Genomic DNA, 25,799 nt, shown 5'->3' on the forward strand with positions numbered 1-25,799 from the left:
AAAAAATATAACTATTTGAAAACAAATTATTTAAGTTTATTTAGCTTTTTTATATAATGGAACTGCAGAACATGCTTCGCCATACATAATACTTTTGGCAAAAGGTTGCAATTTTTGAACAGCCATTATATAGGCGCTCTCAGGAACAGGTTTCTTGGAACAGCCTTTTAAGATGACTGGTTTGTCTTGATATATTGAATAATCTACTGTGGGAAGAATTTCTTGATATAGTGAAGTTTCTAAATCCGAAAGACTTCCGGCAATTACTTTTTTAGCGAACGGAGCAAGATAAACCGTTACCAAAATAGTCGCCCAAGCTGGAATTATAGCATCGGTAGCACAATGAATCGCTACGAAATGATTTTCATATTGCTTCCAATCATGATTTTTCAATGCTTCACGAAAGTCTTTTTCTTTCAATAAAAAACCTTCCAAAAGCCATTGAGAAATGTCAATTTGTGTTCGAATTCCTTTTGGATAATAATCTTCCAAGTCGAAAACTTCGAGGGTAGAACTGGCAACTTTATTAATTATATCGTCCATTTTTTTAGTCTATAGCCGCAATTCACAGTCGCAGTATTCTCAAAACTGAGACTGAAAACCGAATACTATTTTTAAAGCATTCCTAATTCTAATTTTGCTTCTTCACTCATCAAATCTTTGCTCCATGGCGGATCGAAAGTAATTTCTACTTCGCAAGCTTTAACGGTGTCAATTTTTTTGATTTTTTCTTCTACTTCACGTGGAAGCGTTTCTGCAACGGGACAATTTGGTGAAGTTAATGTCATCAAGACTTTCACTTCATTATCTTCATTAATCATCACATCGTAAATCAATCCCAATTCGTATATATCAACAGGAATTTCAGGATCATAAATGCCTTTTAAGGTTTTCACCACATTTTCCCCTAAGTTGATATCATCTTTAAATTCTTCCATATTATTTGTTTTTAACCATTTAAGGCATATAAGGGCATATAAGTGTTATTCTTCAAGTTTTCTAAAGAGGTCATTGACATATGTTTTTTGACCTTCTTTATAAATATTCGTTACGTTAAAATTAATCATTAAACCCATTGGCACGTTTAAAAGCTTCATATAAGTTAAAAGTTGTGCTTCGTGAATTGGCATAACTTTCTCAACTGATTTCAACTCGACTATCAAACAATTTTCAATAAATAAATCACATCTCAAATCAATTTCTATTTCTAGTCCTTTATAATTAATTGGAACACTATATTCCGAATGAAAATCGAAATTTTTGATAGCTAATTCTTTCTCAAGACATTTATGATAAATTTTTTCCAGCAAACCAGGCCCAAGATTTTTATGAACTTCTATTGCAGCACCATTAATTTGATATACTAAATCTTTTAAATATGTTTTTGACAATTCCATAATCTACTCAACTTAAATGCGCTTCCATTTCTTATATGGTTGAATTAAATTTATTTTTTTGCTTCAAATGCCAAAGCGTACATTTTTATTTTTTTTATCATTGAAACCAGTCCGTTGGCACGTGTTGGAGACAAATGTTCTTTCAATCCAATTTCTTCAATAAACTCGGTGTCAGCGTCTAAAATATCGCTTGCTTTTTGATTGGAAAAAGCCCGAATCAGAATTGCAATAATTCCTTTGGTCAAAATTGCATCGCTATCGGCAGTAAAAACTACTTTATCGTCAATCATTTCGGCATGAACCCAAACTTTTGATTGACATCCTTTAATAATATTGTCGTCTGTTTTGTAGTGTTCATTGATCAACGGCAAGGATTTTCCTAAATCGATCATGAATTCATAACGCTGCATCCAATCGTCAAACATTGAAAATTCATCAACAATTTCGTTCTGTATTTCTTTAATGCTCATTCTTTTTCTTTGACTAATGAAACTATTTTATTGACGAATTTCTCAATTGCTGCCGGCGGAAATCCATGGTCAAAAGCAACAGTTTCATAATTTTTACCTTGATATTTTATTTTTAGTGTGGCAATAGCAGCACCGTCATAAAATCGTTTTTGTGTTGGGTCTTTCAAATTTGGAATCTCAGCTAAATTTAATGTTTGGAATTCCGCTACCAATGCTTTCCACTCCGCATCAGAAATCGCAACTTCTTGTGACCGATTTTCTGGTTCAATTCCTTGTGAAATAATCGCTTTTTGATTGACAATCATTATAGTCAAATGATATCCTCTCGTATGTGCAGCATATTCTATCACCGAATTTGCGATGTCATTCTGCGTTTCTTTTGAGCAACTTTTACTCATCATAAAGGTTAATAAAATCAAACTTAGTGTTTTCATGGCTCTTGTTTTATGACAACATCATTTGTGCTTTTTTCAGCGCTTCAATCATCGAGTCTATTTCTTCTTTCGTATTGTAAAAAGCAAAACTTGCTCTTATTGTTCCTGGTATTTTATAATAATCCATAATCGGTTGTGCGCAATGATGTCCGGTTCGTACTGCGATTCCAAGCTTATCGATTATCGTACCGACATCATATGGATGAATTCCTTTTAGATTAAACGAAATTACCGAAGCTTTTTTATTCAAGTCTTTCGGGCCATAAATTTCAATACCTTCCAATTCTAACAACTTTTGAGTTCCGTATTTCAACAATTCTTTTTCATAAACTGCAATAGCATCAAAACCAACATCATTCATATAATCAATTGCAACGCCAAAGGCAATTCCGCCACAAATATTGGGCGTTCCTGCTTCAAATTTATGAGGTAAATCAGCATACGTAGTTTTTTCGAAAGTAACTGTAGCTATCATTTCGCCTCCACCTTTATATGGTGGCAATTTTCTAAGCCATTCTTCTTTGGCGTAAAGCATTCCAACGCCTGTTGGACCACACATTTTGTGAGCCGAAGTTACATAAAAATCAGCGTCCAAAGCTTGAACATCTGGTTTTAAGTGCGGACAAGCTTGTGCGCCATCAATTAGAACTGCCGCTCCAACTTTATGTGCTTTTTCAATTATAAATTCGATTGGATTTATAGTTCCTAATGCATTAGAAATATGATTACAACATACCAATTTAGTTTTATCCGAAAGTAATTTCTCGTAATCCTCCATCACTAATTCGCCATCAGAATTCATTGGGATAACCCGTAATTTTGCGCCTGTATGTTCGCAAACCATTTGCCAAGGAACAATATCACTATGATGTTCTAATGCTGAAACTATAATTTCGTCCCCTTTTTTTAACAACGACGCAAAACCGTTAGCAACCAAATTAATGCTTTCGGTTGTTCCTGATGTAAAGATAATTTCGTAATTGTGTTTAGCATTAAAATGCTTTTGGATTTTTAGCCGTGCTTGCTCGTAAGCATCAGTCGCGATTTGGCTCAAAGAATGAACGCCACGATGAATATTGGAATTGTATCGGGAATAATAATCTACAATAGCATCAATTACGACTTGTGGTTTTTGTGAAGTGGCTCCGTTGTCGAAATAAACAAGCGGTTTTCCGTTTATTTGTTGAGAAAGTATTGGAAATTCAGCTCTTATTTTTTGTATATCTAACATGCGTATATTTGGAAAAAATCTTATACAAAAGTAGAGAAATAGGACTGTAAAAAGCCATGAATTCACGAATATTTATGATTTGTTTTAGGTTTAAAATTGAAAAACATCTCCTGTATTCATAGTAAAAAAAGTAAATTGCATCAAATTCGGTTCCCTATGAAAAAAATCTTCAAAATTCTAGTTGCCCTTTTGCTTATTGCCTTTGTTTATTTAAGGATTGCCATTTATCCACAGCTTGATTTAATATCAGGATTTTCAGCTAAAAGTATAGCTTCCGCTCATTTTATTGATGATCGAAATCTGAAAGCGATCCAACAAGGTGATAATGATATTCCAAAAATAGATTGGGCAACTAATGAAATCAATAATGGAAGAAATTTTGTAACCTCATCCGTTCACGGATTGAAAGAACGCAAAGCAATTTACCGAGAAGGTTTGGGAGCAACTTTAATTAATGATGATTTTGATGTAAACAAACCGTATGACATCCCGAAAAGAAAAAAAAGAAACACCAGACTGCCGTTTCCGTATGGAAATTTAGAACCAAAAGATACTTTTTTTGCCGATATTGATTATGATAAATTACAAAAAGCCTTAGACAACGCTTTTGACAAAAGAGGCGAAAAAAAGAAGAGAACGCGATCAGTTATTGTAGTTTACAAAGACAAAGTAATTGGCGAAAAATACGCTCGTGGTTTTTCTGAACGATCTAAAATTTTAGGTTGGTCGATGACTAAAAGTTTGACCGCAACTTATTTTGGAATTCTACAAAAACAAGGTAAAATTGATATTATGGAACCTGCGCCAATTGGCGAGTGGAAGAATGATGAACGCTCTAAAATTACGATCAATGATTTACTTCACATGAATTCTGGTTTGGAATGGGATGAAGATTATGGTAAAATTTCCGATGCTACCAAAATGTTGTTTCAAGCTGAAGACATGACTAAATCACAAGTTGAAAAAATCGCTAAATATAAACCAAATACGCATTGGAATTATTCGTCAGGCACAACCAATTTATTATCTGGAATTTTAAGAAAACAATTCAAAACACATCAGGAATATTTAGATTTTTGGTACAATAGTTTATTCGATAAAATCGGAATGAATTCGGCTTTGGTTGAAACCGATATGGCAGGAAATTTTGTTGGTTCCTCTTATGGTTGGGCAACGACTAGAGATTGGGCGAAGTTTGGCTTGCTTTATTTACACAAAGGAAATTGGAATGGTGAACCGCTATTTGATGAAAGCTGGGCTCAATATGTTTCAACTCCAACTAACACTTCAAACGGAAGATATGGCGGACAATTTTGGTTGAATGCTGGCGGGTATTTTCCAGATGTTCCGAAAGATATGTTTTATGCTAGTGGTTTTCAAGGTCAAATGGTGGCGGTTTTCCCAACCCACGATTTGGTAATTGTACGAATGGGATTGAGCGAAGATTTTGATTTTAATGGATTTTTGAGTGGAGTTGTTGGGAGTTTAAAATAAAAAGTTATAGTTTCAATATTTCTATCCAACTTTCATAAAACTCAATATTCACAATATCATAACCAAAAGTTGTGATATCAATTTGTTTGAAATAAGCTTTTGTTTTTAAAACATCCTTTTTTAAATGATAATGAATGGCCAGAGATAGCAACAATAAATTGAATCTTCCTTTTTGAAAATAGTTTTTCACTGTTGGAAATTTCTCTATTGCAATGTGTTCTAAAAAATCGGTGGTTGCTTCTTTATCATAAATCCACAATAAGCGACTGGCAATAACTGCAAAGTCAGCAATATCAAAAGGATTTTCTAGGCTGTTGAAATAGGCAGTAAGTTTTTTTGGGTTTTTATTTAAAATCAATTCCCAAACACCAAGACGCGCTTTTAAAATAGGATGAATTTCAAAATCAGCAGTTTCTGCTTGTTTCAGAGCATTGCTATAATAGGTTTTCGCATTACTGATATTCTTTTCATTATATGCTTTTTGGCACAATAATAAATTTTTGAATAATAATAAATTGGGTAACGTGTTATCTTCAATAACCGAAAACCATTCGCCTAAAAAAGAATCCAAATAGGTTTCGTTTACATACGCTTGAAGCAAACATTTTTGCAAAACTAACGATGTAGCGATGTGTCTTTTTACAAAATCTATAATTTGTTTGTTGCCACTAACCGATTGAAAATAGAGTGACTGAAAACCAATGGTAATGTGCTCATAAATGTGTTTATTATCTAAATCATAGTGATGAATAATTACTTTATCCAAAACCTCAAAATCATTTTTCTCAATAGCGACGTTAATACAATTTTGAAATTGATAGCCACCAATCCAAGTGTGAATAGGTAAATTGAGAATCGTTTCTAGCAGTACTATTCGGTATTTTTCGGTATTGTTACAATACAACTGTAAGTTTTGATTGATGACATTCACATCAAAACTATGCACGTGTGTTTTAAAAACTTCCCAATTTTTGAACCCAACGGCAACCGACAATTGATTCAGAATAAACCGAGACGGTGCATTGGTATTGGTAACCAAATCAAACAACCGTCTTAAAGTAGAATAACTAATCTTGATGCCTTTTTGTTTGTCTATTAAAGCACACAGGTTTTGACAATCAAAAGCGTCTTTAATAACTACATCATAGGTTTCTTGCAGGTATTCTTTAATCCAGTTTTGTTCGTTGGAGGATATGATAATTGCTGCTGGCATCGCTTTAATTTTATCAAAAATACTAAAACCTTTTCATTTGAACTCGTTTGAACGCATTTGAACTTATTAAAATAATTTTTGGATTGTTTTAACTTTTAGATTTGTGGTGTAAAATTTAACAAATAACGTTATGAAAAAAGAATTAAAATTATCTTTAATATTATTATTGACAATTTCAATAAATACATATTCGCAGAGTATTTGGGATAAAGTAAAGAAAGAAACAAAAAAAGTAGATTCAAAGGTATTAGTTCAAGCTGGTGCTGAGGTTGTAAACCAAATAACAAAGAAATCAACTAAAAAATCAGATTTATTAAAAAAGGATGATAAAGTTTACTCTTGCAGTGAAATTTTTGGATTTGAAAATAATACTGTAATTGAAAAAATTGAATATTTTAAAGGTACTCTAATGGAGCAAGCAAATATAGTAGATAATATAAATTCTGAAATTAAAAACAACAATAATTTTAATGGTCAAATTAAAATAAATGAAGAACTAAAATTAAAAATGAAAAATAATATTAGTAGCTATGTTCCTTTTCTTTCAATGACTGTTTCTGATTTAGAACAAAAAAACAATCGAAGTAAATTATGTGAAATATATAATACTTACAAACAAAATGAAATAGAAGTTCAATTACTACTCTCAAATTTTTCTCAAATTTACCAAAACGAAGAATTAATCAAACATAATGAAGTTGTTTCAAATCTAAAAAAAGAAGAAAAAGAAAAAGAAAAAATCAAACAAAAAGAAATTGAAAAGATAAATCAAGAAAACATAGAAAGGGAAAAACATGTTAGAGAAAGGTGTGAATGGTCAAAAACCACAAAACCATTTAATTTACCATATCAAAGGAAATTTACTACTTCCTATTATCAATGCAAAGAATGTAAAAAGAAACATGAAGTTACACAACTAAAAATTAGCAAATATCCTAATTACTCAAAAACAGATAGCCCAAGTTTTGCCGAAGAAAGTTTTACAATTATGTACCTGTTCGATGCAATGATAACCAATTTTTTGGCTAATGATAACTCAATTAAAAAATCAGTTTGTGAAGAAAGTAAGTCTGGTAAACATGAATGGGCTGAGATAAATACTAGTGATGAAATTCAAGATATGAATTATACAAATAAAGATGCAGCAACAGCTAATAAATGTAATTAAATCTTAAGTAGACCAATTAATTTATAGGAAATGAATACTTACAAAAAGATGAATAAATTAACATTCCTCCTTTTATTATCTATTAGTGCTCTAGCTCAAAATAAATTTACATTACAAGTAACTAAAAATGGATTAAGTTTAAATGAAAATTATAATGAAAAAGGAATTCAATTAGTAATTCCAGAGGATTCTAAATTTTACTGTTTTGGAGAAAAAGTCATTTTAGGAATAGTTGAACTTGACGATAGAGAAACATACGAAGTTAAAAAAAAGTTGCTGTATTTAAAATATAGAGATGAACTAGAAAAATCGTTCAAATTAAAAGGTAAAAGTGCTGCTGATACTTTTCTTTATTATGAAATTCACGATGAACCTGAATTAAAAAATTTTAGAGTAATTTATTTTTATTATGATAGTTACTTAATCAATTCTGGCTTTAATTGGTGGTCCTCAATCTATGACGGAATTCATAATATAGTAATTACAAAAGATGCTATCGCAATTTATAATTTCTATATACAGGTTAAAAATGGAGAATTAATAAAAATTGCATTTAATCTTTAATTAATATTTATTATGAAAAAAGTAATTTTGATAATATTAATATTATTTATTAATAGTTCATATTCACAAAACTATAATGATGGAAAGAATGTATACAGTCCCTGTAATTATTGTAAAGGTACTGGAGTAATAAAAATAGAAAAATGGGTTCCATGTTATAATTGCAAAAGTTTCAATCAAGAATTTAACGAAGCAATACAAGAGGCTGCAGTGTTAGCAGTTGTTGAAACGGTTATTGGTAAAGATGTGCATACTTCTAAAGTTAATGACTACAAATGGTGTAATGTATGTGAAAATAAAAAAGGAAAATATGAAATTATAAAATACGAATGCAAAAGATGTGGTGGTCGTGGTAAAATTAAAAATTCCAACTTTACATCAAATCAAAATGAATCTATCAATGCTTCGGAACCAACGGACGTAAGAAAAAAGATATGGATTAAATTAAAATTGAAAGAAAGAGAGAAAAAAGAAGAGTATGATAAACGCCCTTTTAAACCAGGTTCGGAAGCTGAAAAGATCTATAAGGAAGGAAAACTTAAAGATAGGGGTAGCTTTTAAGAATTTAGAACTAGAATAAATTTTATAAAAAATAAATTTATAAATATTGAATTTGCAGAAAATGGATGACACCCGAGTTTATTACTTAAAAGGTGAAAATGGTAGAAAAATAGGACCATTAAAAGTTACTGATTTAGCTAAATACAATGTTTCTAGATATACATATATTTGGCGGGAAGGTTTTAAAGATTATGTGCTTTTATCGGAACTCCCTGAAGCAGATGTCCTTTTAAGTAAAATACCTCCATCGGATAACATTAAAACAGATTCAGGATGTGGTTTAGAAGTTGCGGGGTTAATATTAGGAATTGCTGCATCTTTTGTTGTTCCTTTTTTTTGGTTTTTTGTTGTCTGTTTGGTTATTTATATAATTGGTAAATTATTTAAGAATTGATTATTTAAATTTTTATTCTACTAAAATTTGCTTAATAAATAATTGCAGTTATAGCAATTTAATTGTAAAAATGATTTTGTATCAAATTCATTAAATGTAAGAAACAAAAACCAATAAACTAGAAATCATCTACATTTAAAACCATGAAAAAGATAATTTTATAGTAAAATAGCTTAATTATTAAAAACCCTTTTCAGATTTCAAATGCTGAAAAGGTTTTTATTTTAAATCCGTATATTCTACAAATCAAACCCTAAATTAACGCCCAGTTTCACAGCAATAATTTTGGTGATTCGTTGTTTTAATTCGGGGATTTTAATGCTTTCGATGACTTCATTTGAAAAAGCATACATCAACAATGCTTTGGCTTCTTTCTTCGGAATTCCACGTTGTTGCATGTAGAACATAGCATTTTCGTCTAGTTGACCGATGGTGCATCCGTGTGAACATTTTACATCGTCAGCAAAAATTTCCAATTGCGGTTTTGCGTTGATTGTGGCTTTATCGCCCAATAAAATATTGTTGTTTTGCTGAAAAGCATCGGTTTTCTGAGCTTCTCTTTCTACATAAATTTTTCCATTGAAAACTCCGGTAGAACTATCGCCTAAAATGGTTTTATAATTCTGATGACTTTCACAGTTTGGGGTGGCATGCTGCACTAAAGTGTGATGATCAACGTGCTGCTTATCGCCAATAATCGTAATACCTTTTAAAGTGGAATCGATTCTTTCGCCAAAATGGTAGAAATTCAAGTTGTTTCTGGTAATGTTTCCACCAAAAGAAAAGGTATGAACTGCAACTCTACTTTCTTGTTTTTGAGAAATATAAGTATTGTCAATCAGGTTCGCCGATTGCAAATCGTTTTGAATTTTATAGTAATCAACGATAGCGCGTTTTTTTGCAAAAATCTCGGTTACTGAATTCGTCAGTACTGGATTTTCATTTAACGATTGATGTCTTTCGATAATTTGGACATGCGCATTTTCTCCAACAATGACCAAGTTTCTTGGCTGAACCATCAATGCATCTTCAATTCCAGTTGAAAAATAGATTATTTCAATTGGCTTCTCAACCACTTTACTTTTCGGGATATTGATATACGCTCCTTCATTGGCAAAAGCCGTATTCAAAGTCGTTAAACTTTCCTCTTTGCTGGCGATTTTATTGAAATATTCATCAATTATCATCTTGTATTTTGGCTTATTCAATGCCGATGACATTAAGCAAACATCAATTCCGTCATGCGTCGTTGCTGATAAAAATGAACTGAATTTTCCATCTACAAAAATGACTTTGTGTGTGTCAATTTCGTGCATGAAATATTTCTTTACATCTTTAAATTCAATCGAATTTTCATGTTTTGGAAATACCGAATAATCATTTTTCAGAATTGAATTCAGCGATGTATATTTCCAAGCTTCCTCTTTTTTAGTTGGGAAACCTTTATTTTCAAAGTTTTTTATAGCCGAAGTTCGAACGTCATGCAACGCATTGTGCACATCGATGCTTTCTTCAAACGCCATAAAAGACGAGATTAATTTATCTTTTAATTCCATGATTTTTATTTACTGTAAACAATAAATGATTTTATTGGAACCATTAAGAAATTAAGTTTCATTAAACTTTCTTAATTCTCTTAATTTCTTAATGGTTCAAAATATTTTTAAACTTCCATTTCCGCTTTAATCCAGTCGTATCCTTTTTCTTCTAGTTCGTAAGCGAGTTCTTTTCCGCCTGATTTTACGATTTTTCCATCCATTAAAACGTGAACGAAATCTGGAATAATATAATCCAATAATCGTTGGTAATGCGTGATTACGACAACGGCATTGTCTTTACTTTTCAATTTGTTTACACCATTGGCAACAATTCGCAACGCATCAATATCCAAACCTGAATCCGTTTCGTCAAGGATGGCCAGTTTTGGTTCCAACATCGCCATTTGAAAAATCTCATTACGTTTCTTTTCACCTCCCGAAAAACCTTCGTTTAATGAACGTGACAAGAACTTTCTATCGATTTCTAATAGTTCCGATTTTTCACGAATTAGTTTCAGCATTTCGTTCGCTGGCATTTCTGCTTTTCCGTTGGCTTTTCTGCTTTCGTTGATGGCAGTTTTCATGAAGTTCGTTACCGAAACTCCCGGAATTTCTACTGGATATTGGAACGAAAGAAAAACACCTTTATGCGCTCTTTCTTCCGGAGCTAATTCTGCAATATTTTCGCCTTCCAAAAGGATTTCACCTTCTGAAACTTCGTATTTTTCATTCCCAGCAATGATGGATGCTAACGTACTTTTTCCGGCACCGTTTGGCCCCATAATCGCGTGAACTTCCCCAGCGTTTACGGTTAGATTGATTCCTTTTAATATTTCTTTGTCTTCTACTGAAGCGTGTAAATTTTTTATGCTTAGCATTTTATTTTTATTTTAAACCATTTAAGGCATGTAAGTTCATATAAGTATTTATCCGACAGATCCTTCTAACGAAATCTCCAATAATTTTTGTGCTTCAACAGCAAATTCCATTGGTAATTTATTCAATACATCTTTACTGAAACCGTTTACGATTAGCGCTATTGCTTTTTCGGTTGGGATTCCACGCTGATTGCAATAGAAAACTTGGTCTTCACCGATTTTTGAAGTTGTGGCTTCGTGTTCGATTATCGCGGATGAATTTTTGCTTTCGATGTAGGGAAAAGTATGCGCTCCACAATTATTTCCCATCAATAATGAATCGCATTGCGAAAAGTTACGCGCATTGTCTGCACGAGCACTTATCTGAACCAAACCTCTATAACTGTTTTGAGATTTTCCGGCTGAAATTCCTTTGGAAATGATTGTTGATTTGGTATTTTTTCCCAAATGTATCATCTTCGTTCCCGTATCAGCTTGTTGGTAATTATTGGTAACTGCAATCGAGTAAAATTCACCAATTGAATTATCGCCTTTCAAAATTACCGAAGGATATTTCCATGTAATTGCAGAACCCGTTTCCACTTGAGTCCAAGAAATTTTTGCGTTTTTCTCACACAAACCTCTTTTGGTTACAAAATTATAAACGCCGCCTTTTCCCTCTTTATTTCCAGGATACCAGTTTTGAACGGTTGAATATTTGATTTCGGCATTATCCAAGGCAATCAGTTCAACAACTGCCGCGTGCAATTGGTTTTCGTCCCGACTAGGTGCGGTACAACCTTCCAAATACGAGACATAACTTCCTTCATCGGCAATTAAAAGGGTTCTTTCAAATTGTCCTGTTCCGGCTTGATTGATTCGGAAATAGGTAGAAAGTTCCATTGGGCAACGAACGCCTTTTGGAATATAACAGAAACTTCCGTCTGAAAAAACGGCTGAATTCAGTGCGGCATAAAAATTATCTTTCTGCGGAACGATGGTCCCCAAATATTTTTTTACCAATTCGGGGTGTTCTTTGATGGCTTCCGAAATAGGACAGAAAATAATGCCCTTTTCACTTAATGTTTTCTTGAATGTTGTAGCTACAGAAACCGAATCTACCACAATATCCATAGCGATATTGTTCATCTTTTTCTGTTCGTCAATGGAGATTCCAAGTTTTTTGTACATTTCCAAAAGTTCAGAATCTACATCATCCAATGTTTTGTTTGGATCGACTTGTTTTGGAGCCGAATAATAAGATATCGCCTGAAAATCGGGTTTTTCGTAATTCACATTCGCCCAATTAGGTTCAGTCATATCTTGCCAAGCGCGAAATGCTTCAATACGCCAATCCGTCATCCATTGTGGTTCCTCTTTTTTTAAAGAAATTGCCCGAACAATGTCTTCGTTTAAACCAATTGGAAACGTATCCGATTCTATATCTGTATAAAATCCATACTCGTATTCTTTGCTTTCGAGTTCAACTTTTAAATCGTCCTCCGTATATTTTGCCATTTTGTTTGGTTTTTTATAGTGAAAACGATTCTCCGCATCCACAAGTTCTGCTCGCATTCGGATTATTGAATACAAACCCTTTTCCGTTTAATCCGCCAGAAAATTCTAAAACCGTTCCTGCTAAATACAAAAACGACTTTTTCTCCACGGCAATTTTAACGTGATTATCTTCAAAAACTTTATCGTTTTCGCCAAGTTCTTTATCAAATTTCAGTTCATACGACAAACCCGAGCAACCACCACTCTTTACGCCTACTCGAACGTAATCAATAGCGGCATCAAAACCGTCTTCCTGCATCATCGAAACGATTTTTTTACTAGCGCCATCTGATACTTTTATCATAACTCTCTAATTTTGTTATTTTGATTTTGTCTAAATTAAGCGCAAAGTTACTACAATTATCCTTTTTTTCAAGAATCTATAACATTATTATAACGTATGTAGGAATAGAAAAAAATGATTTTTAATTCTTTAAATTTGCAAAAACAGTACACTATGAAAATATATCCGATTGAAGCAGGAAACTTTAAACTCGACGGGGGCGCTATGTTTGGTGTGGTGCCAAAAACCATTTGGAACAAAACCAATCCTGCAGACGAAAATAATTTAATTGATATTGCAGCGAGATGCATGTTAATTCAAGATGGAAACCGGTTGGTTTTAATTGACAACGGAATGGGAAACAAACAATCGGATAAGTTCTTTGGTTATTATTCGCTTTGGGGCACTCATTCTCTAGACAGTTCGTTAGCGAAATATGGATTTCACCGTGATGATGTTACCGATGTTTTTCTGACCCATTTGCATTTTGACCATTGTGGCGGAAGCGTGAATTGGAATAAAGATAAAACCGGTTATGAAGTGGCGTTTAAAAATGCTAAGTTTTGGTCGAATGACAACCATTGGGAATGGGCAACCAAACCAAATCAGAGAGAGAAAGCTTCGTTCCTTTCGGAAAATATTTTACCAATTAAGGAAAGTGGGCAATTGAATTTTATTAAAAGACCAGATGGTGATTTTGGAATTTCAGAAGAATTCGGTTTCGGCATTTTTTATGTGGACGGTCATACCGAAAAAATGATGATTCCGCACATTCAATACCAAGGAAAAACAATAGTTTTTTGTGCCGATTTGATTCCAACTGCTGGACATTTACCTTTGCCTTATGTGATGGGTTACGATACTCGGCCACTTTTAACCATGCCCGAAAAATCGAAGTTTCTTCAATCAGCTGCGGAAAACAATTACTATTTATGGCTCGAGCATGATGCACACAATCAAATTATAACCGTTGAAAACACCGAAAAAGGCATCCGATTAAAAGAAGTTTTTAGCTGTGAAGATATCTTAACATAGTGTTAATCATTATAAAGGTCAAGTAAAACATTTTAAATTTACGCCAATTTAGAAATCAATCTACTATGAGAGTTATACATTTTTTATTGCTATCCTTGTTTTCATTATCAATTAATGCACAAGAAACAAGTCAAAATTTTGCTAAAAAAACAACGCTAACAGATGTTCAATTAAAACGTTGGAGCCATCTTGATTTAGAAAAAGATTCTATTCCCGGAATGAGTGTTGACAAAGCTTACACTGAACTTTTAAAAAATAAAAAAGGAGTAAAAGTAATTGTGGCAGTTGTTGACTCCGGAGTTGATATTGACCATGAAGATTTGAAATCGGTTATCTGGACCAATCCAAAAGAAATTCCAAACAATGGAAAAGACGATGATAAAAATGGCTACGCTGATGATGTTCACGGATGGAACTTTTTAGGAAAATCAAATAATGAAAATCTTGAAATGGTGCGTATCCTAAAAAAAGCTGATGATGGAACGGAAGTATATAAAAAAGCTTTAGCTGATTACACCAGAGAATATAAGGATGCTCTAGATTCAAAAGAAAATGCGGATGTTGTACTTAACGCAGATAAAATGGTACGTGATTTTCTAAAAAAAGACAATTACACACTTTCTGAACTGAAAGATATGCCTTCGGTAAAATTTGAATTGTATGATAGTAAAAGAATTATGTTATCCTATGCAACACAAAAAGGAGCAACTTTTCATGATGATTTACAAGACTTCAAAGAAAGTGTTTACGATAGAATCGATTATAATCTAAATAAAGATTTCAGCCCAAGAAAGTTGGTTGGTGACAATCCTGATGATATTAACGATAAAAAATACGGCAACAATGTAGTGTATTCTAAAGACCGAAAAGATTCACTTCATGGAACTCATGTTGCAGGAATTATTGCTCAAGTTAGAAATAACGGACTTGGTGGTGACGGTGTTGCCGAAAATGTTGAGATTATGCCAGTTCGTGCGGTACCAAATGGTGACGAGTATGATAAAGATATTGCCTTAGCGATTCGTTATGCGGTTGATAATGGTGCCAAAGTGATTAATGGAAGTTTTGGAAAAGACTATTCTCCGCACGCACAATGGGTTTATGATGCTATAAAATATGCTGAAAGCAAAGACGTTTTAATCGTTCATGCGGCCGGAAATGATTCGAAAAATATTGATACGGAACCAAATTTTCCCTCAGATGAAGTTGATGGAAAAGAAATTGCTGATAACCTCTTAACTATTGGAGCCTTGAATTATCAATACGGGTCAAAAATTATTGCTGCTTTTTCTAACTATGGTAAAATGAACGTCGATGTTTATGCTCCTGGTGTTAAAATATATGCAACAGTTCCAGGAAATAAATATAAGTACCTTCAAGGAACGTCAATGGCTGCACCAAATGCTGCTGGGGTAGCGGCTTTAGTTCGTTCGTATTATCCAAATTTGAAAGCTGCACAAGTAAAGCATATTCTAATGGAATCGGGAACACCTATTAATCTTGAGGTTATCGTTGATGAAAAGAAGATGTCAGTTCCTTTTTCGGAGGCAAGTGCTTCTGGGAAAATTGTAAACGCATACAATGCCTTAAAAATGGCAGAGGAAATGTCGACTAAGATGAAGAACAATCCAAAATTATAAACAGAAAAGGAAGCGTAAAACCTTCCTTTTTTTATTTTATTTACCATGAAGCAAGGAATTTTATTAAGCTGGATTATAGTTAGTATTACCACAGTTTTTGCACAACCAAAGGGCTATTGGCAACAAAAAGTCAATTACAAAATGGACGTTGCTATGAATGTAGAAACGTACCAATATAAAGGCACGCAGAAACTGGTTTACACCAATAATTCAAGTGACACGCTGCGTAAAGTGTATTATCATTTGTTCAACAATGCTTTTCAACCCGGAAGTGAAATGGACATGCGTGTGCAAACCATTTTTAATCCAGACACCCGATTTGTAACCGTAAAAAAAGACGCTGCTGGGAAAGAAATTGTTGAAAGCAGAATTGCCAAGTTGCAGCCGAATGAGATTGGATATCTTAAAATTTCTAATTTAAAGCAGGACGGTGCCTTTTCTCAAACAAAAGAAATTGGGACCATACTTGAAGTGACCTTGGCAAAACCAATTCTTCCCGGAAAATCAACAACATTTACTTTAGACTTTGATGGACAAGTTCCTATTCAGATTCGGCGTTCGGGCAGAAACAATTCTGTTGGTGTGGCATTATCAATGACACAATGGTATCCAAAAATGGCAGAATTTGACTTTGAAGGTTGGCATACTGATCCTTATATTGCTAGAGAATTTCACGGAGTTTGGGGCGACTTTGATGTAAAAATCACAATCGATAAAGACTACATTCTCGGAGGGACTGGGTATCTGCAAAATAAAAATGAAATTGGTTTTGGCTACGAAGACCAAGGAAAAGTGGTTAAGAAAGATCGGAATTCCAAAACATTAACTTGGCATTTTTTGGCACCAAATGTTCATGATTTTGCTTGGGCTGCCGACAAAGACTATCTGCACGATGTAGTTAAAGGGCCGAATAATATTGATTTGCATTTTCTTTATAAAAATGACAAAAAGTATATTGAAAACTGGAAAAAACTCCAGCCTTGGATGGTACGAGTAATGGATCTTTTCAACAAAACTGTTGGTGATTATCCTTATAAACAATACTCCTTTCTTCAAGGTGGCGATGGTGGAATGGAATATGCAATGTGTACGCTAATGCTTGGAACGGGAACTGCAGAAGGCATGTTGAAAGCAGCGCCACATGAATTAGCACATTCTTGGTTTCAGCACGTTTTAGCTTCTAATGAATCTAAGCATCCTTGGATGGATGAAGGTTTCTCAACTTATATTGAGTATTTGGCTTTGAACGAAATTCCGGTAAAAAAAGATGAAAATCCATTTAAATCTTTCTATACCGCTTATTATAGTTTAGTCGAATCGGGCAAGGAACAACCTTTATCAACGCAAGGCGACCGATTTGACCTTAATAAAAGTTACAGTACGGCTGCGTATTATAAAGGCGCACTTTTCTTAACACAATTGGAATATCTTATTGGAAAGGAAAATACCCGTAAAACATTGAAACGTTTTTATAAAGAATTCAAGTTTAAACATCCAACACCTAACGACATCAAGCGCACTGCCGAAAAAGTTTCGGGAGCAAATTTAGATTGGTATTTAACCGATTGGACGGAAACTTTGAACACTATAGATTATGGAATAAAAAATGTAGAATCAGCAACGGAAGGAGTTCAAAGAACAGGTATTTCATTAGAAAGAATTGGGAGAACTCCAATGCCAATGGATATTCTGGTTGAATATAAAGACGGCTCCAAAGAGACTTTCTATATACCGTTACGCATGATGCTTTTCGAAAAAGAAAATCCGACTCCGGAAATTAAGCGAACTATTTTAGCCGATTGGCCGTGGGCGAATCCGAATTATTTCTTTGAAATTCCGAGAGCCAAAGCGGATATTAAAAAGGTAACCATTGACCCAAGCACCTTAATGACCGATGTGAAAAGAGACAATAATATTTTTGAAGTAAAATAAATATAAAAGCGAACTTTTACGGTTCGTTTTTTTTAGAATAGAATTTGTAGATTTACCACAAATATTTTTCACTATGAACTACTTGAAAATCTTTTTCTTTTTAATTGCCCTAAACTTTGGAATACAAAAAACTGCTGCCCAACCAATTCGTTTTCAAACCAGCAGTGTAAGTTACACTGATAAAAAAGACACTGGTACTTGGAACGAATGGTCCGATTTTGTTAATGCTAAAGTTTTAATTACACTTGATCCAAAGAAAGATTTGATTACTGTTAATTCTTCTGAAATACAGTCTTTCAAAATTAAGGCTTATGGTGAAATCACTGATAATGAAGAAGTAAATATCGTTCCGTTTGAATGCGTGGACAATAAGTTTTCAAAGTGCACCATATTAATTATTACCAAGAAAAAAGAGAATAATAGAATACAATTTTACATCACCTATAACGAAGTGAAATTTGTTTATAACATCTACAGTCTTAATTAAAAATGGATTTTTCCTATCCGGCAGCAGAAAAACTTAAAAGTAAAAAAATCATTGATTCCTTATTTACTCAAGGAAAATCTGTGAGTAAATACCCTTTGCGATTGGTTTATGTGGCTCACGATTTTGAGGATGATGTTCCGCTGAAAATGGGTGTATCCGTTTCTAAGAAATATTTCAAACACGCCGTTGACCGGAACTATTTTAAGCGTGTTCTTCGCGAAACTTATCGGTTAAACAAACAGTTGTTAACTGAAAATCTTGAAACAAAATACTGTTGCATGCTTTTTTATCAAACGAAAGATAAATTGTCTTATCAGGAAATTAATGAAAAGACGATCCAACTTTTTGAAAAGTTCACCAAAGCGACCTGGGAAGAGAAAAATAAATCCTAAAAATCCTAGTACACAATAAATTAGAAGATTATACGTTTTTTTAGTAAAACCAACTTGTTATGAAAACAGCTGTTCTAATTTATACTATCCTAATTTCCCTTTTTGTTTCCTGCAATCAACCTGATGCCAATGCTGAATCAGCTATTCAGATGGTTTCTCTTTCAGCGGCTGATACTGCAGCAGTAGCCGTTATTGATCAGGAAACTTATTCTAATGATAAGATGGAGTTAAAACTTCCACCAAAAGTGGAAAACATCGAATCGAAAATCATTAAAAGTGGAAATTTTCGATTTCAAACAGATGATTTAGATAAGACTTACAATCAAATTTTATCTGCCACAAAGAAATACAAATCCTTTATTAAAAATGATTCGCAATCTAATGACGATTATCAACTTTCGCGAACCGTTTACATCCGTATTCCTAATGAAAACTTTGACGCTTTTATTTCGGAAATTTCAAAAGGGGTAAGCTATTTTGACCGAAAAGACATCTCCTCAGAGGACGTTACAGAAGAGTACATAGACGTTGTTTCCCGAATAAAAACAAAAAAAGTTTTAGAAGAGCGCTATTATGAACTTTTGAAAAAGGCTACTAAAGTATCGGAAATGCTTGAAATAGAGAAGCAGCTTTCAGAAATTCGAGAAGAAATAGAAGCCAAAGAAGGTCGACTAAAATACCTTCAAAACAAAGTTGCTATGAGCACTTTAACCCTTGAGTTTTACAAACCCATTGCAAAAGGCAGTAAAGCAACAGTTTCTTACGGTGGAAGAATTGGCAATGCCATAGTATCAGGCTTTAATGGGATTACAAATTTCTTCATAACGTTGTTAGGAATTTGGCCAGTTATTGTTACTTTAGTCGTCTTGTTCATTCTAATTAGAAAAAGATTTAAAAGAAAAAATAAAAATGATGTTATCGAAAATTAAAAAAAGATATATTATTCCAGCCGTATTGAGTGTTTTTCTATTTGTTGGTGTAAGTTTTAAGGATGATTTTTTTGAAATTTCAAAGCAAATTGAAATCTTCACGACACTTTTCAAAACCGTTAATCAGAACTATGTTGACGAGACCAATCCAGCGGAATTAATGGACAAAGCTATTAAAAGCATGTTGGCCGATTTGGATCCGTATACCAATTATTTTAACGAACAAGATGTTATTCGATTCAAGATAAACAATACAGGAGAATATACTGGAATTGGCGCAATGATTACGCGCAAGGAAGATAAACTTATTATCAGAGAACCTTACAAAGATTATCCTGCAGATAAAGCCGGATTGCGCGCCGGTGATGAAATTATTCAAATAGGCGATGTACTTTTAGCAGATTTCAAAGACGATGCCTCCCAATTGACAAAAGGCGCTAAAGGCACAAAAATCGACATTAAATATTTACGCCAAGGAAAATCAATGAGTACGCAATTGATTCTTGACGAAGTTGCCATAAAAGCGGTTCCATTTTATGGCATGGCAGATGATAAAACGGGTTATATCGTATTGTCACAATTCAATGCCAAAGCTTCATCGGAAACCAAAGAAGCATTAGAAAAATTAAAAAATGATGGTGCTAAACAAATTATTCTAGACTTGCGCGGAAATCCGGGCGGATTATTGCATGAAGCGGTGAACGTATGTAATCTATTTGTAGCAAAGGGTGAAATTATTGTAACGACCAAATCGAAAAATACTAAATATAATAATACCAATAAAACTACACGCGAACCGTTTGATACCGAAATTCCACTGGTAGTAATTGTAGATGGAAAAAGTGCTTCGGCATCTGAAATTGTATCGGGCGCTTTGCAAGATTTGGACCGAGCGGTTATTGTAGGAAGTAGAAGTTTCGGAAAAGGATTGGTACAACGTCCGATTGACATGACATATGGAACCCAGGTCAAAGTGACGATTTCTAAATACTATACGCCATCCGGAAGATGCATTCAAGCATTGGATTACGGACATAAAGATAAAAACGGAAAAGCCATCCGAAAAGAAGAGAAAAACTTCAACGCGTTTAAAACCCAAAAAGGAAGAACCGTTTACGACGGTGGTGGAATTTTACCCGATGTAGTTTTGGAAAACACGAAAACGAGTGCTATTGCAGAAGCTTTGCAAAAAAATGATGCTATTTTTAATTACGCTACCAATTTTTATTATAAAAATCCAACTCTTGGAACTAAAATCCCAAGCATTTCAGATGCTGATTTAGCCGATTTTAAATCCTTTATTAAAAGAGAGAAGATTTCATTAGATACTGAAACAGAGATCGCTTTGAAAAACACTTTGGAAAAAGCTAAAAAAGAAAATGTTGACGCAGCAATTGCAACAGAATATCAGCAGTTGTTGACCGCATTAGAAAAAAGTGAAGAGACGTTGATTGATAAAAATCAGAAAGAAATTAAGAATTTACTTTTAGACGAAATCATCAAAAGATACCAATATAAAGAAGGATTGTATCAATTTTATATCAAAAATAATTTCGAAATTAAAAAATCTATAGAAGTACTGAATGACAAGTCGCAATACAATACCATTTTGAAGATTTAATATGAAGTTTTTAAAATATCTACCGCTTTTATTTTTCGGATTTCTTCAAGCACAAGAAGAAATCGTTCACTCTGTTTATTTTGAGTCTGCTAAATTTGGCTTGAATGAAAAACAAATTAGTGAAGTTGTTGATTTTATTAAAAATACCGATTCTACCCGAATCGAATCCATCCAAATTTATGGTTATACGGATGATGTTGGAAAAGAAGCCTACAATTATAAATTATCGACAAAAAGAGCTACAGCAATTCAGGAAAAATTCATTGAGAATGGAATCCGAAATAAAATTATCGTTACCATTGAAGGCAAAGGAAGAATTCTGATAGACGATGACATTGTAGAAAATCTTCCGGAAAAACGTTCTAAAAACCGTCGAGTAGATGTAGTTTTGAACATGAAACCGCTGCCGAAAATTATAATTCCAGGTTTTTATACTACCATTCAGAAAAACCATATTGTTGGCGATCATATTTATCTTGAAAATGTTCTGTTTCAAAGAGGAAGCAGTAAACTGGAATTTAAATCGAAAACAGATTTGGATAAAATTGCACGTTTATTGTTAAAATACAAACACCTAAAATTCGAAATTCAAGGACACGTTTGTTGCACGCCACCCTATCAGAAAGAAGCGATTGATATGGATACCAAAAAGCGTCAGTTGTCTACAAACCGTGCGCAATCGGTTTATAAATATTTGATTTTTAAACGTGTCCCAAAAGACAGAATGACGTTCAAAGGATATGGAAATACAGTTCCACTTGGAAAAGGAACGCAGTACGACCGAAGAGTGGAATTGGTTATAAGCGGAATTTAACTTCGCTTCATTTCTATATGCGGAATATCATCTTCCAGATAAGTTTCGCTAGTTTGAATAAATCCGTGGCTTTCGTAGAATTTTTTCAGATACAATTGTGCTGAAATCGTGATTTTGGTTTCATTGAATTCGACTTTTACAACTTCAATAGCTTCTTTCATTAAGATATGTCCCAGTTTTTGATCACGATGACTAGCTTTTACAATAACACGACCGATTGAAGCTTCAGTAAAATACTCATTTGGTTTAAACAAACGGCAATAAGCAACAGTTATACCTTGATCTTCTGCAATCAGATGTAAAGCTTTCTCATCTTTACCATCCACATCCTGATAAACACAATTTTGCTCGACTACAAAGACTTCACTGCGTAATTGCATTATATTATATAGTTCGAATACAGAAAGTGCTTCAAATCGCTTTATTTTCCATTTAACGTCCATTGCTATTTTTTTATTTTTAAGGATTTGATAATTGCTTCTAATTCGAACATCAAATCTCGTTTTGCTTTTGAAGGCGCATAAGAAAACCCTTCGAGCACCAAAATTCGCTTATGTGCTTTGTCAAAAATCATATAATTTATAAAGGGTCCCGACATAAAATCGTTTTTCATCTGCCAAGTTCCTTTGGTTTCATAGGCACTATTTCCAGCTAATTTTACTCTGGAGAAATAAGGTGAATAGGCTTTTTCTGTCACCATCTGCGTACTGTATGCCGAGCCATGAATGTATAATCTTCCGATAGAATCTCTAACTCTGATAATATCATTGACTGGATTATTGGGATTGATACTTTCTAATGGAATTTGATAAATGAGTAGGCTATTATTCCCGCTGACGATCTCGTTTTTGAGCCAAATGAAATTTTTTCGACGCATTACGTATTCGTATTTGGATGGAATAAGTAAATCGATATTAAATTTTCTTTGGATTTTTTTGATATCAATTATTGAATCTTTAAAGATTTTTTGATTTTGCGCAATTTCAATCGCTTTCATCCTTTTGATAATTTCAGGCGTATTTTTTTCAAGAATTTCTATTATGTCCAAAGACGTTTTTCCAGAAATATGAAAAGCATTTTGTGGTGCAGCAAATTCATTTTTCTTAACTTCAAATATATTTTCATTCTCTTTTTTGACAATAATAATATTGCGGCAATCAGTGGAGAAGCCTTCAAAAAGTTTTACAGGATATTGATTGATAGAAAATAAGGGCTCTTCTTGCGGTAACCCCAAAACTGGCGATGCAAATTTATTTCGGATACTATCACCAATCTCACTATTCCAGAGCTGATCATCAATGATTACAGAAATGGTGTTTATAGCCGCTGAAGAACCCTCAAGCTTGTCTTTATTAAAAGAGCAGGAAGCGGCAAAACAAGCTACAAAAAGCCATAAAAAAAGGGTTTTATTCATAACTGAAATAAAACCCAAATTTAAATAAGATTTTCGGATTAACCGTTAATTTTTAATTTCATGCCGGCTTTTAAACTTTCATTATTAATTCCGTTCCATTTTTTTAAATCAGAAATTGAAACCCCGGGATATTTTTTGGAGATACTGTACAATGAATCGCCTTTTTTAACGTAATACAATTTAACTTGATTTCTATCGTTAGCGGCCATACTTTCATTTTTGGCTACACCGTTTTTGCTATCTGACGAAATCATGTATTTTTTTCCAACTATAAGCTTAACTCCAAGTTGAATATTATTGTCTTGTAAATTGTTCCAATCTTTAATATCCGAAACAGCAACATCAAATTTTCTAGCTATGGATCCTAAGTTTTCTCCTTTTGCCACAACGTGCTCTGTAACTTTAACTTCTGCTTTATTTATTGCATCTTTAACTGAAGCATCACTATCTGTTAAAGTTAATTTTATTCCTTGATCAACGTTTAAATCATCCAGATTGTTCCATTTTTTAAGATCTTCCAAACTAACATTGAACCTTTTGGCAATGCTGAACAAGTTATCACCTCTTTCAACAACATAAAAATCGCTTGGTTTGTCACCATCATTTGAAGCTACAGCAGTTTCGACATTTTTGTCCGCTTTAACTTCTTTTCTAACGGTAGTTACGACTCTTTCGTTTTTAATGATTTTCAAACTTTTTCCCGGAACAATGTTGCTTCCTTTAAGTTTATTCCATTTTTTTATTTCAGCAACAGAAACTCCGTATTTATGGGAGATTTCTCCAAGATTATCACCTCTTTTTACTTTATGCATTTTCACAACATCTTTAAAAGAAACTACTTTTTCTTCTTTAAATGTTTTTCCAGAAGTCGAAGCAATCGCAGTCGATTCTTTTACTGAAATGGTATCTTGTTTAGTTGTTTTCTTACTGTGCGATGCAAGAGCTTCAGTCGTATAGATTTTTAAATTTCTACCTAGTGGTGCTTTACTGCTTTTGAGATGGTTCCATTTTTTAAGATTGGTCATGCTAATGCCATACTTATCTGAAATCTCACTGAGACTATCGCCTTTTCTAACTTTATGATATTTAATTCTTGAAACTGTTACTTCATTACTAGAGTTATCACCGTTATTTCTTGATGCCAAAACGCTTTCGTAGGGTCTTTCTCTTTTGGATGATTCGTAATTCAAGTATGCATAAATCTTATCTTCATTTGAAGTAAATACCGCCACTTTATTAATTGGCAATCTCAAATAGTGATTTTCTCCCGTGATATAAGGAACTACTTCTCTTTTGAACGATGGATTTAAGAATTGTAATTCAGCTACAGGAACATCAAGCAAATCAGAAATTTGTTTGAAAGTCATTGCGTTCTTAATCATTACGGTATCCGTAGCAAAATGATTCGCTATCGCTTTGTCTGGAACAATTCCGTGTTCTTTGTGGTATTCAAAAATGTACATTGTAGCTAAGAATGCGGGAAGATATCCTTGCGTTTCTTTAGGTAAATTTTTTCTAATGTTCCAATAATTCTGTTGTCCTCCGGAACGTCTTATCGCTTTTGCAACATTTCCTGGTCCAGAATTATAAGAAGCTAAAACTAAATCCCAATCACCAAAAATCTTGTACATATTGGTCATGTATTGTGTTGCAGCCTTACTCGATTTTACAGGGTCATTTCTATCGTCAACATAGGAATTGATATCTAGATTATATTGTTTTCCGGTTTGGTACATAAACTGCCACAAACCTGTTGCGCCAACTCTTGAAACGGCTCTTGGATTCAATGCTGATTCTACAACGGCTAAATATTTAATTTCTAATGGAATATTTTGTGCTGCTAAAGATTCTTCAAATATTGGAAAGTAATACTGAGAAACACCCATTAAGCGTTCAAAAGATCGTTTTCGGTTTTTTAGAAACGACTTAATTACGTTTTCTAAACCAACGTTGTACTCGATATTAAATGGTGATTTCTCATCCATTTTCTTCAGTCTTTCTTTCAAAAGTTCGGTTGGTAATTCATAATCCACTTTCTGATCCACATCAATATTCTTGATATCTGTTGTCAAATCGTTATACAAATCCAAACTCACCATTTCCTTCATCCACAAACTGTCAATGCAAGAAGCAATGTTGTCATGAACGAAAGTAGCTTTGATTGAATCTAAAACTTCTCTTCTAGTTAGTGGTTCTTTTTTTACTAGAGTTGCATCAACTGAATCCTGAGCAAAAATTGCTGAAGAAACCAAAATCAATGCTAATGATGTTATTTTTTTTATAGTCATAACTTTATTTTTGTAAAGTGGTATTTTTCAAATTTGTCTGTTATTAATTGTACTGAATTAATAACGCTGGATACTATATATTATTG

27 protein-coding genes are annotated in these 25,799 nt (G+C 33.3%); 13 read left to right on the forward strand and 14 right to left on the reverse strand.

Annotation, left to right across the window (positions count from 1 at the left end; genetic code table 11):
- Positions 1 to 36: 36 nt before the first annotated feature.
- From PSU83_RS06020 to PSU83_RS06045, 6 genes are all read right to left on the reverse strand, one after another.
- Positions 37 to 543 (reverse strand): DUF2480 family protein, encoded by a 507-nt coding sequence (locus PSU83_RS06020; RefSeq protein ID WP_300587900.1) that lies wholly within the window; start codon positions 541 to 543, stop codon positions 37 to 39.
- 71 nt (positions 544 to 614) lie between these two features.
- Positions 615 to 938, reverse strand: a complete 324-nt coding sequence (locus tag PSU83_RS06025) for an SUF system Fe-S cluster assembly protein (protein ID WP_136151040.1) — start codon at positions 936 to 938, stop codon at positions 615 to 617.
- A gap of 45 nt (positions 939 to 983) precedes the next feature.
- Positions 984 to 1,397: a GxxExxY protein gene (locus tag PSU83_RS06030; RefSeq protein ID WP_300587906.1), complete on the reverse strand. Its 414-nt coding sequence runs from the start codon at positions 1,395 to 1,397 to the stop codon at positions 984 to 986.
- 50 nt (positions 1,398 to 1,447) lie between these two features.
- Positions 1,448 to 1,867, reverse strand: a complete 420-nt coding sequence (locus PSU83_RS06035; protein ID WP_300587907.1) for a SufE family protein — start codon at positions 1,865 to 1,867, stop codon at positions 1,448 to 1,450.
- Complete coding sequence (locus PSU83_RS06040) at positions 1,864 to 2,301, reverse strand: hypothetical protein (RefSeq protein WP_300587909.1); 438 nt, start codon at positions 2,299 to 2,301, stop codon at positions 1,864 to 1,866. The genes PSU83_RS06035 and PSU83_RS06040 overlap by 4 nt, the downstream gene beginning before the upstream one ends.
- 10 nt (positions 2,302 to 2,311) lie before the next feature.
- Entirely contained in the window at positions 2,312 to 3,532 is a 1,221-nt protein-coding gene (locus PSU83_RS06045; protein WP_300587912.1) for a cysteine desulfurase, read from the reverse strand.
- A 156-nt stretch (positions 3,533 to 3,688) separates the two neighbouring features.
- Here PSU83_RS06045 and PSU83_RS06050 point away from each other — a divergent pair, with 156 nt between their 5' ends.
- On the forward strand, positions 3,689 to 5,026 hold the full coding sequence (locus tag PSU83_RS06050; RefSeq protein WP_300587914.1) for a serine hydrolase: 1,338 nt from the start codon (positions 3,689 to 3,691) through the stop codon (positions 5,024 to 5,026).
- A gap of 4 nt (positions 5,027 to 5,030) precedes the next feature.
- Here PSU83_RS06050 and PSU83_RS06055 read toward each other — a convergent pair whose 3' ends face one another.
- Positions 5,031 to 6,239, reverse strand: coding sequence for a hypothetical protein (locus PSU83_RS06055; RefSeq protein ID WP_300587916.1), 1,209 nt, complete (start codon positions 6,237 to 6,239; stop codon positions 5,031 to 5,033).
- A 130-nt stretch (positions 6,240 to 6,369) separates the two neighbouring features.
- Between PSU83_RS06055 and PSU83_RS06060 the strand changes: the two genes are divergently transcribed.
- From PSU83_RS06060 to PSU83_RS06075, 4 genes are all read left to right on the forward strand, one after another.
- On the forward strand, positions 6,370 to 7,407 hold the full coding sequence (locus tag PSU83_RS06060) for a hypothetical protein (protein WP_300587918.1): 1,038 nt from the start codon (positions 6,370 to 6,372) through the stop codon (positions 7,405 to 7,407).
- Between the two features lie 48 nt (positions 7,408 to 7,455).
- Entirely contained in the window at positions 7,456 to 7,971 is a 516-nt protein-coding gene (locus tag PSU83_RS06065) for a hypothetical protein (protein ID WP_300587920.1), read from the forward strand.
- Positions 7,972 to 7,983: 12 nt separating this feature from the next.
- Positions 7,984 to 8,532 carry a hypothetical protein gene (locus PSU83_RS06070; protein ID WP_300587922.1) on the forward strand — a complete coding sequence of 183 codons (549 nt, stop codon included), beginning with the start codon at positions 7,984 to 7,986 and terminating at the stop codon, positions 8,530 to 8,532.
- Positions 8,533 to 8,593: 61 nt separating this feature from the next.
- Positions 8,594 to 8,926: a GYF domain-containing protein gene (locus tag PSU83_RS06075; protein ID WP_300587924.1), complete on the forward strand. Its 333-nt coding sequence runs from the start codon at positions 8,594 to 8,596 to the stop codon at positions 8,924 to 8,926.
- A 239-nt stretch (positions 8,927 to 9,165) separates the two neighbouring features.
- Here the strand turns inward: PSU83_RS06075 and sufD are convergent, their stop codons facing one another.
- The 4 genes from sufD to PSU83_RS06095 all read right to left on the reverse strand — a co-directional run bounded on the left by sufD (position 9,166) and on the right by PSU83_RS06095 (position 13,182).
- The gene (gene sufD / locus PSU83_RS06080; protein ID WP_300587926.1) at positions 9,166 to 10,482 is read right to left on the reverse strand and encodes a Fe-S cluster assembly protein SufD; all 1,317 of its coding nucleotides are present in this window, start codon (positions 10,480 to 10,482) and stop codon (positions 9,166 to 9,168) included.
- Between the two features lie 107 nt (positions 10,483 to 10,589).
- Positions 10,590 to 11,342, reverse strand: a complete 753-nt coding sequence (gene sufC / locus PSU83_RS06085) for a Fe-S cluster assembly ATPase SufC (protein WP_300587928.1) — start codon at positions 11,340 to 11,342, stop codon at positions 10,590 to 10,592.
- A gap of 48 nt (positions 11,343 to 11,390) precedes the next feature.
- Complete coding sequence (sufB, locus tag PSU83_RS06090; protein ID WP_300587972.1) at positions 11,391 to 12,839, reverse strand: Fe-S cluster assembly protein SufB; 1,449 nt, start codon at positions 12,837 to 12,839, stop codon at positions 11,391 to 11,393.
- 13 nt (positions 12,840 to 12,852) lie between these two features.
- A complete protein-coding gene (locus PSU83_RS06095; protein ID WP_300587930.1) occupies positions 12,853 to 13,182 on the reverse strand; it encodes an iron-sulfur cluster assembly accessory protein in 330 nt (109 codons plus the stop codon).
- Positions 13,183 to 13,335: 153 nt separating this feature from the next.
- On the opposite strand from PSU83_RS06095, the gene PSU83_RS06100 reads away from it, so the two are divergent.
- The 8 genes from PSU83_RS06100 to PSU83_RS06135 all read left to right on the forward strand — a co-directional run bounded on the left by PSU83_RS06100 (position 13,336) and on the right by PSU83_RS06135 (position 22,011).
- The gene (locus PSU83_RS06100; RefSeq protein ID WP_300587932.1) at positions 13,336 to 14,196 is read left to right on the forward strand and encodes an MBL fold metallo-hydrolase; all 861 of its coding nucleotides are present in this window, start codon (positions 13,336 to 13,338) and stop codon (positions 14,194 to 14,196) included.
- Positions 14,197 to 14,261: 65 nt separating this feature from the next.
- Positions 14,262 to 15,836 carry a S8 family peptidase gene (locus PSU83_RS06105; protein WP_300587934.1) on the forward strand — a complete coding sequence of 525 codons (1,575 nt, stop codon included), beginning with the start codon at positions 14,262 to 14,264 and terminating at the stop codon, positions 15,834 to 15,836.
- A gap of 45 nt (positions 15,837 to 15,881) precedes the next feature.
- On the forward strand, positions 15,882 to 17,768 hold the full coding sequence (locus PSU83_RS06110) for a M1 family metallopeptidase (protein ID WP_300587936.1): 1,887 nt from the start codon (positions 15,882 to 15,884) through the stop codon (positions 17,766 to 17,768).
- Positions 17,769 to 17,841: 73 nt separating this feature from the next.
- Positions 17,842 to 18,255 carry a hypothetical protein gene (locus PSU83_RS06115; RefSeq protein ID WP_300587938.1) on the forward strand — a complete coding sequence of 138 codons (414 nt, stop codon included), beginning with the start codon at positions 17,842 to 17,844 and terminating at the stop codon, positions 18,253 to 18,255.
- Positions 18,256 to 18,257: 2 nt separating this feature from the next.
- Entirely contained in the window at positions 18,258 to 18,647 is a 390-nt protein-coding gene (gene rnpA, locus PSU83_RS06120; protein ID WP_300587940.1) for a ribonuclease P protein component, read from the forward strand.
- 59 nt (positions 18,648 to 18,706) lie between these two features.
- Positions 18,707 to 19,576 (forward strand): DUF4349 domain-containing protein, encoded by an 870-nt coding sequence (locus tag PSU83_RS06125; protein WP_300587942.1) that lies wholly within the window; start codon positions 18,707 to 18,709, stop codon positions 19,574 to 19,576.
- Positions 19,560 to 21,197: a S41 family peptidase gene (locus PSU83_RS06130; RefSeq protein WP_300587974.1), complete on the forward strand. Its 1,638-nt coding sequence runs from the start codon at positions 19,560 to 19,562 to the stop codon at positions 21,195 to 21,197. Before PSU83_RS06125 ends, PSU83_RS06130 begins: the two co-directional genes overlap by 17 nt.
- A 1-nt stretch (position 21,198) precedes the next feature.
- The gene (locus PSU83_RS06135; protein WP_300587944.1) at positions 21,199 to 22,011 is read left to right on the forward strand and encodes an OmpA family protein; all 813 of its coding nucleotides are present in this window, start codon (positions 21,199 to 21,201) and stop codon (positions 22,009 to 22,011) included.
- On the opposite strand, the gene PSU83_RS06140 is transcribed toward PSU83_RS06135, so the two are convergent.
- Genes PSU83_RS06140 through PSU83_RS06150 form a run of 3 tightly spaced genes read right to left on the reverse strand, consistent with a single transcriptional unit; the run spans position 22,008 to position 25,713 of the window.
- A complete protein-coding gene (locus PSU83_RS06140; protein ID WP_300587946.1) occupies positions 22,008 to 22,454 on the reverse strand; it encodes a GNAT family N-acetyltransferase in 447 nt (148 codons plus the stop codon). The genes PSU83_RS06135 and PSU83_RS06140 overlap by 4 nt on opposite strands.
- Before the next feature lie 2 nt (positions 22,455 to 22,456).
- Positions 22,457 to 23,425: a DUF4837 family protein gene (locus PSU83_RS06145; RefSeq protein WP_300587947.1), complete on the reverse strand. Its 969-nt coding sequence runs from the start codon at positions 23,423 to 23,425 to the stop codon at positions 22,457 to 22,459.
- Positions 23,426 to 23,463: 38 nt separating this feature from the next.
- Positions 23,464 to 25,713, reverse strand: a complete 2,250-nt coding sequence (locus tag PSU83_RS06150) for a LysM peptidoglycan-binding domain-containing protein (protein ID WP_300587948.1) — start codon at positions 25,711 to 25,713, stop codon at positions 23,464 to 23,466.
- Between the last annotated feature and the right edge of the window lie 86 nt (positions 25,714 to 25,799).

Source organism: Flavobacterium sp. (assembly GCF_029945805.1).
GTDB lineage: Bacteria > Bacteroidota > Bacteroidia > Flavobacteriales > Flavobacteriaceae > Flavobacterium.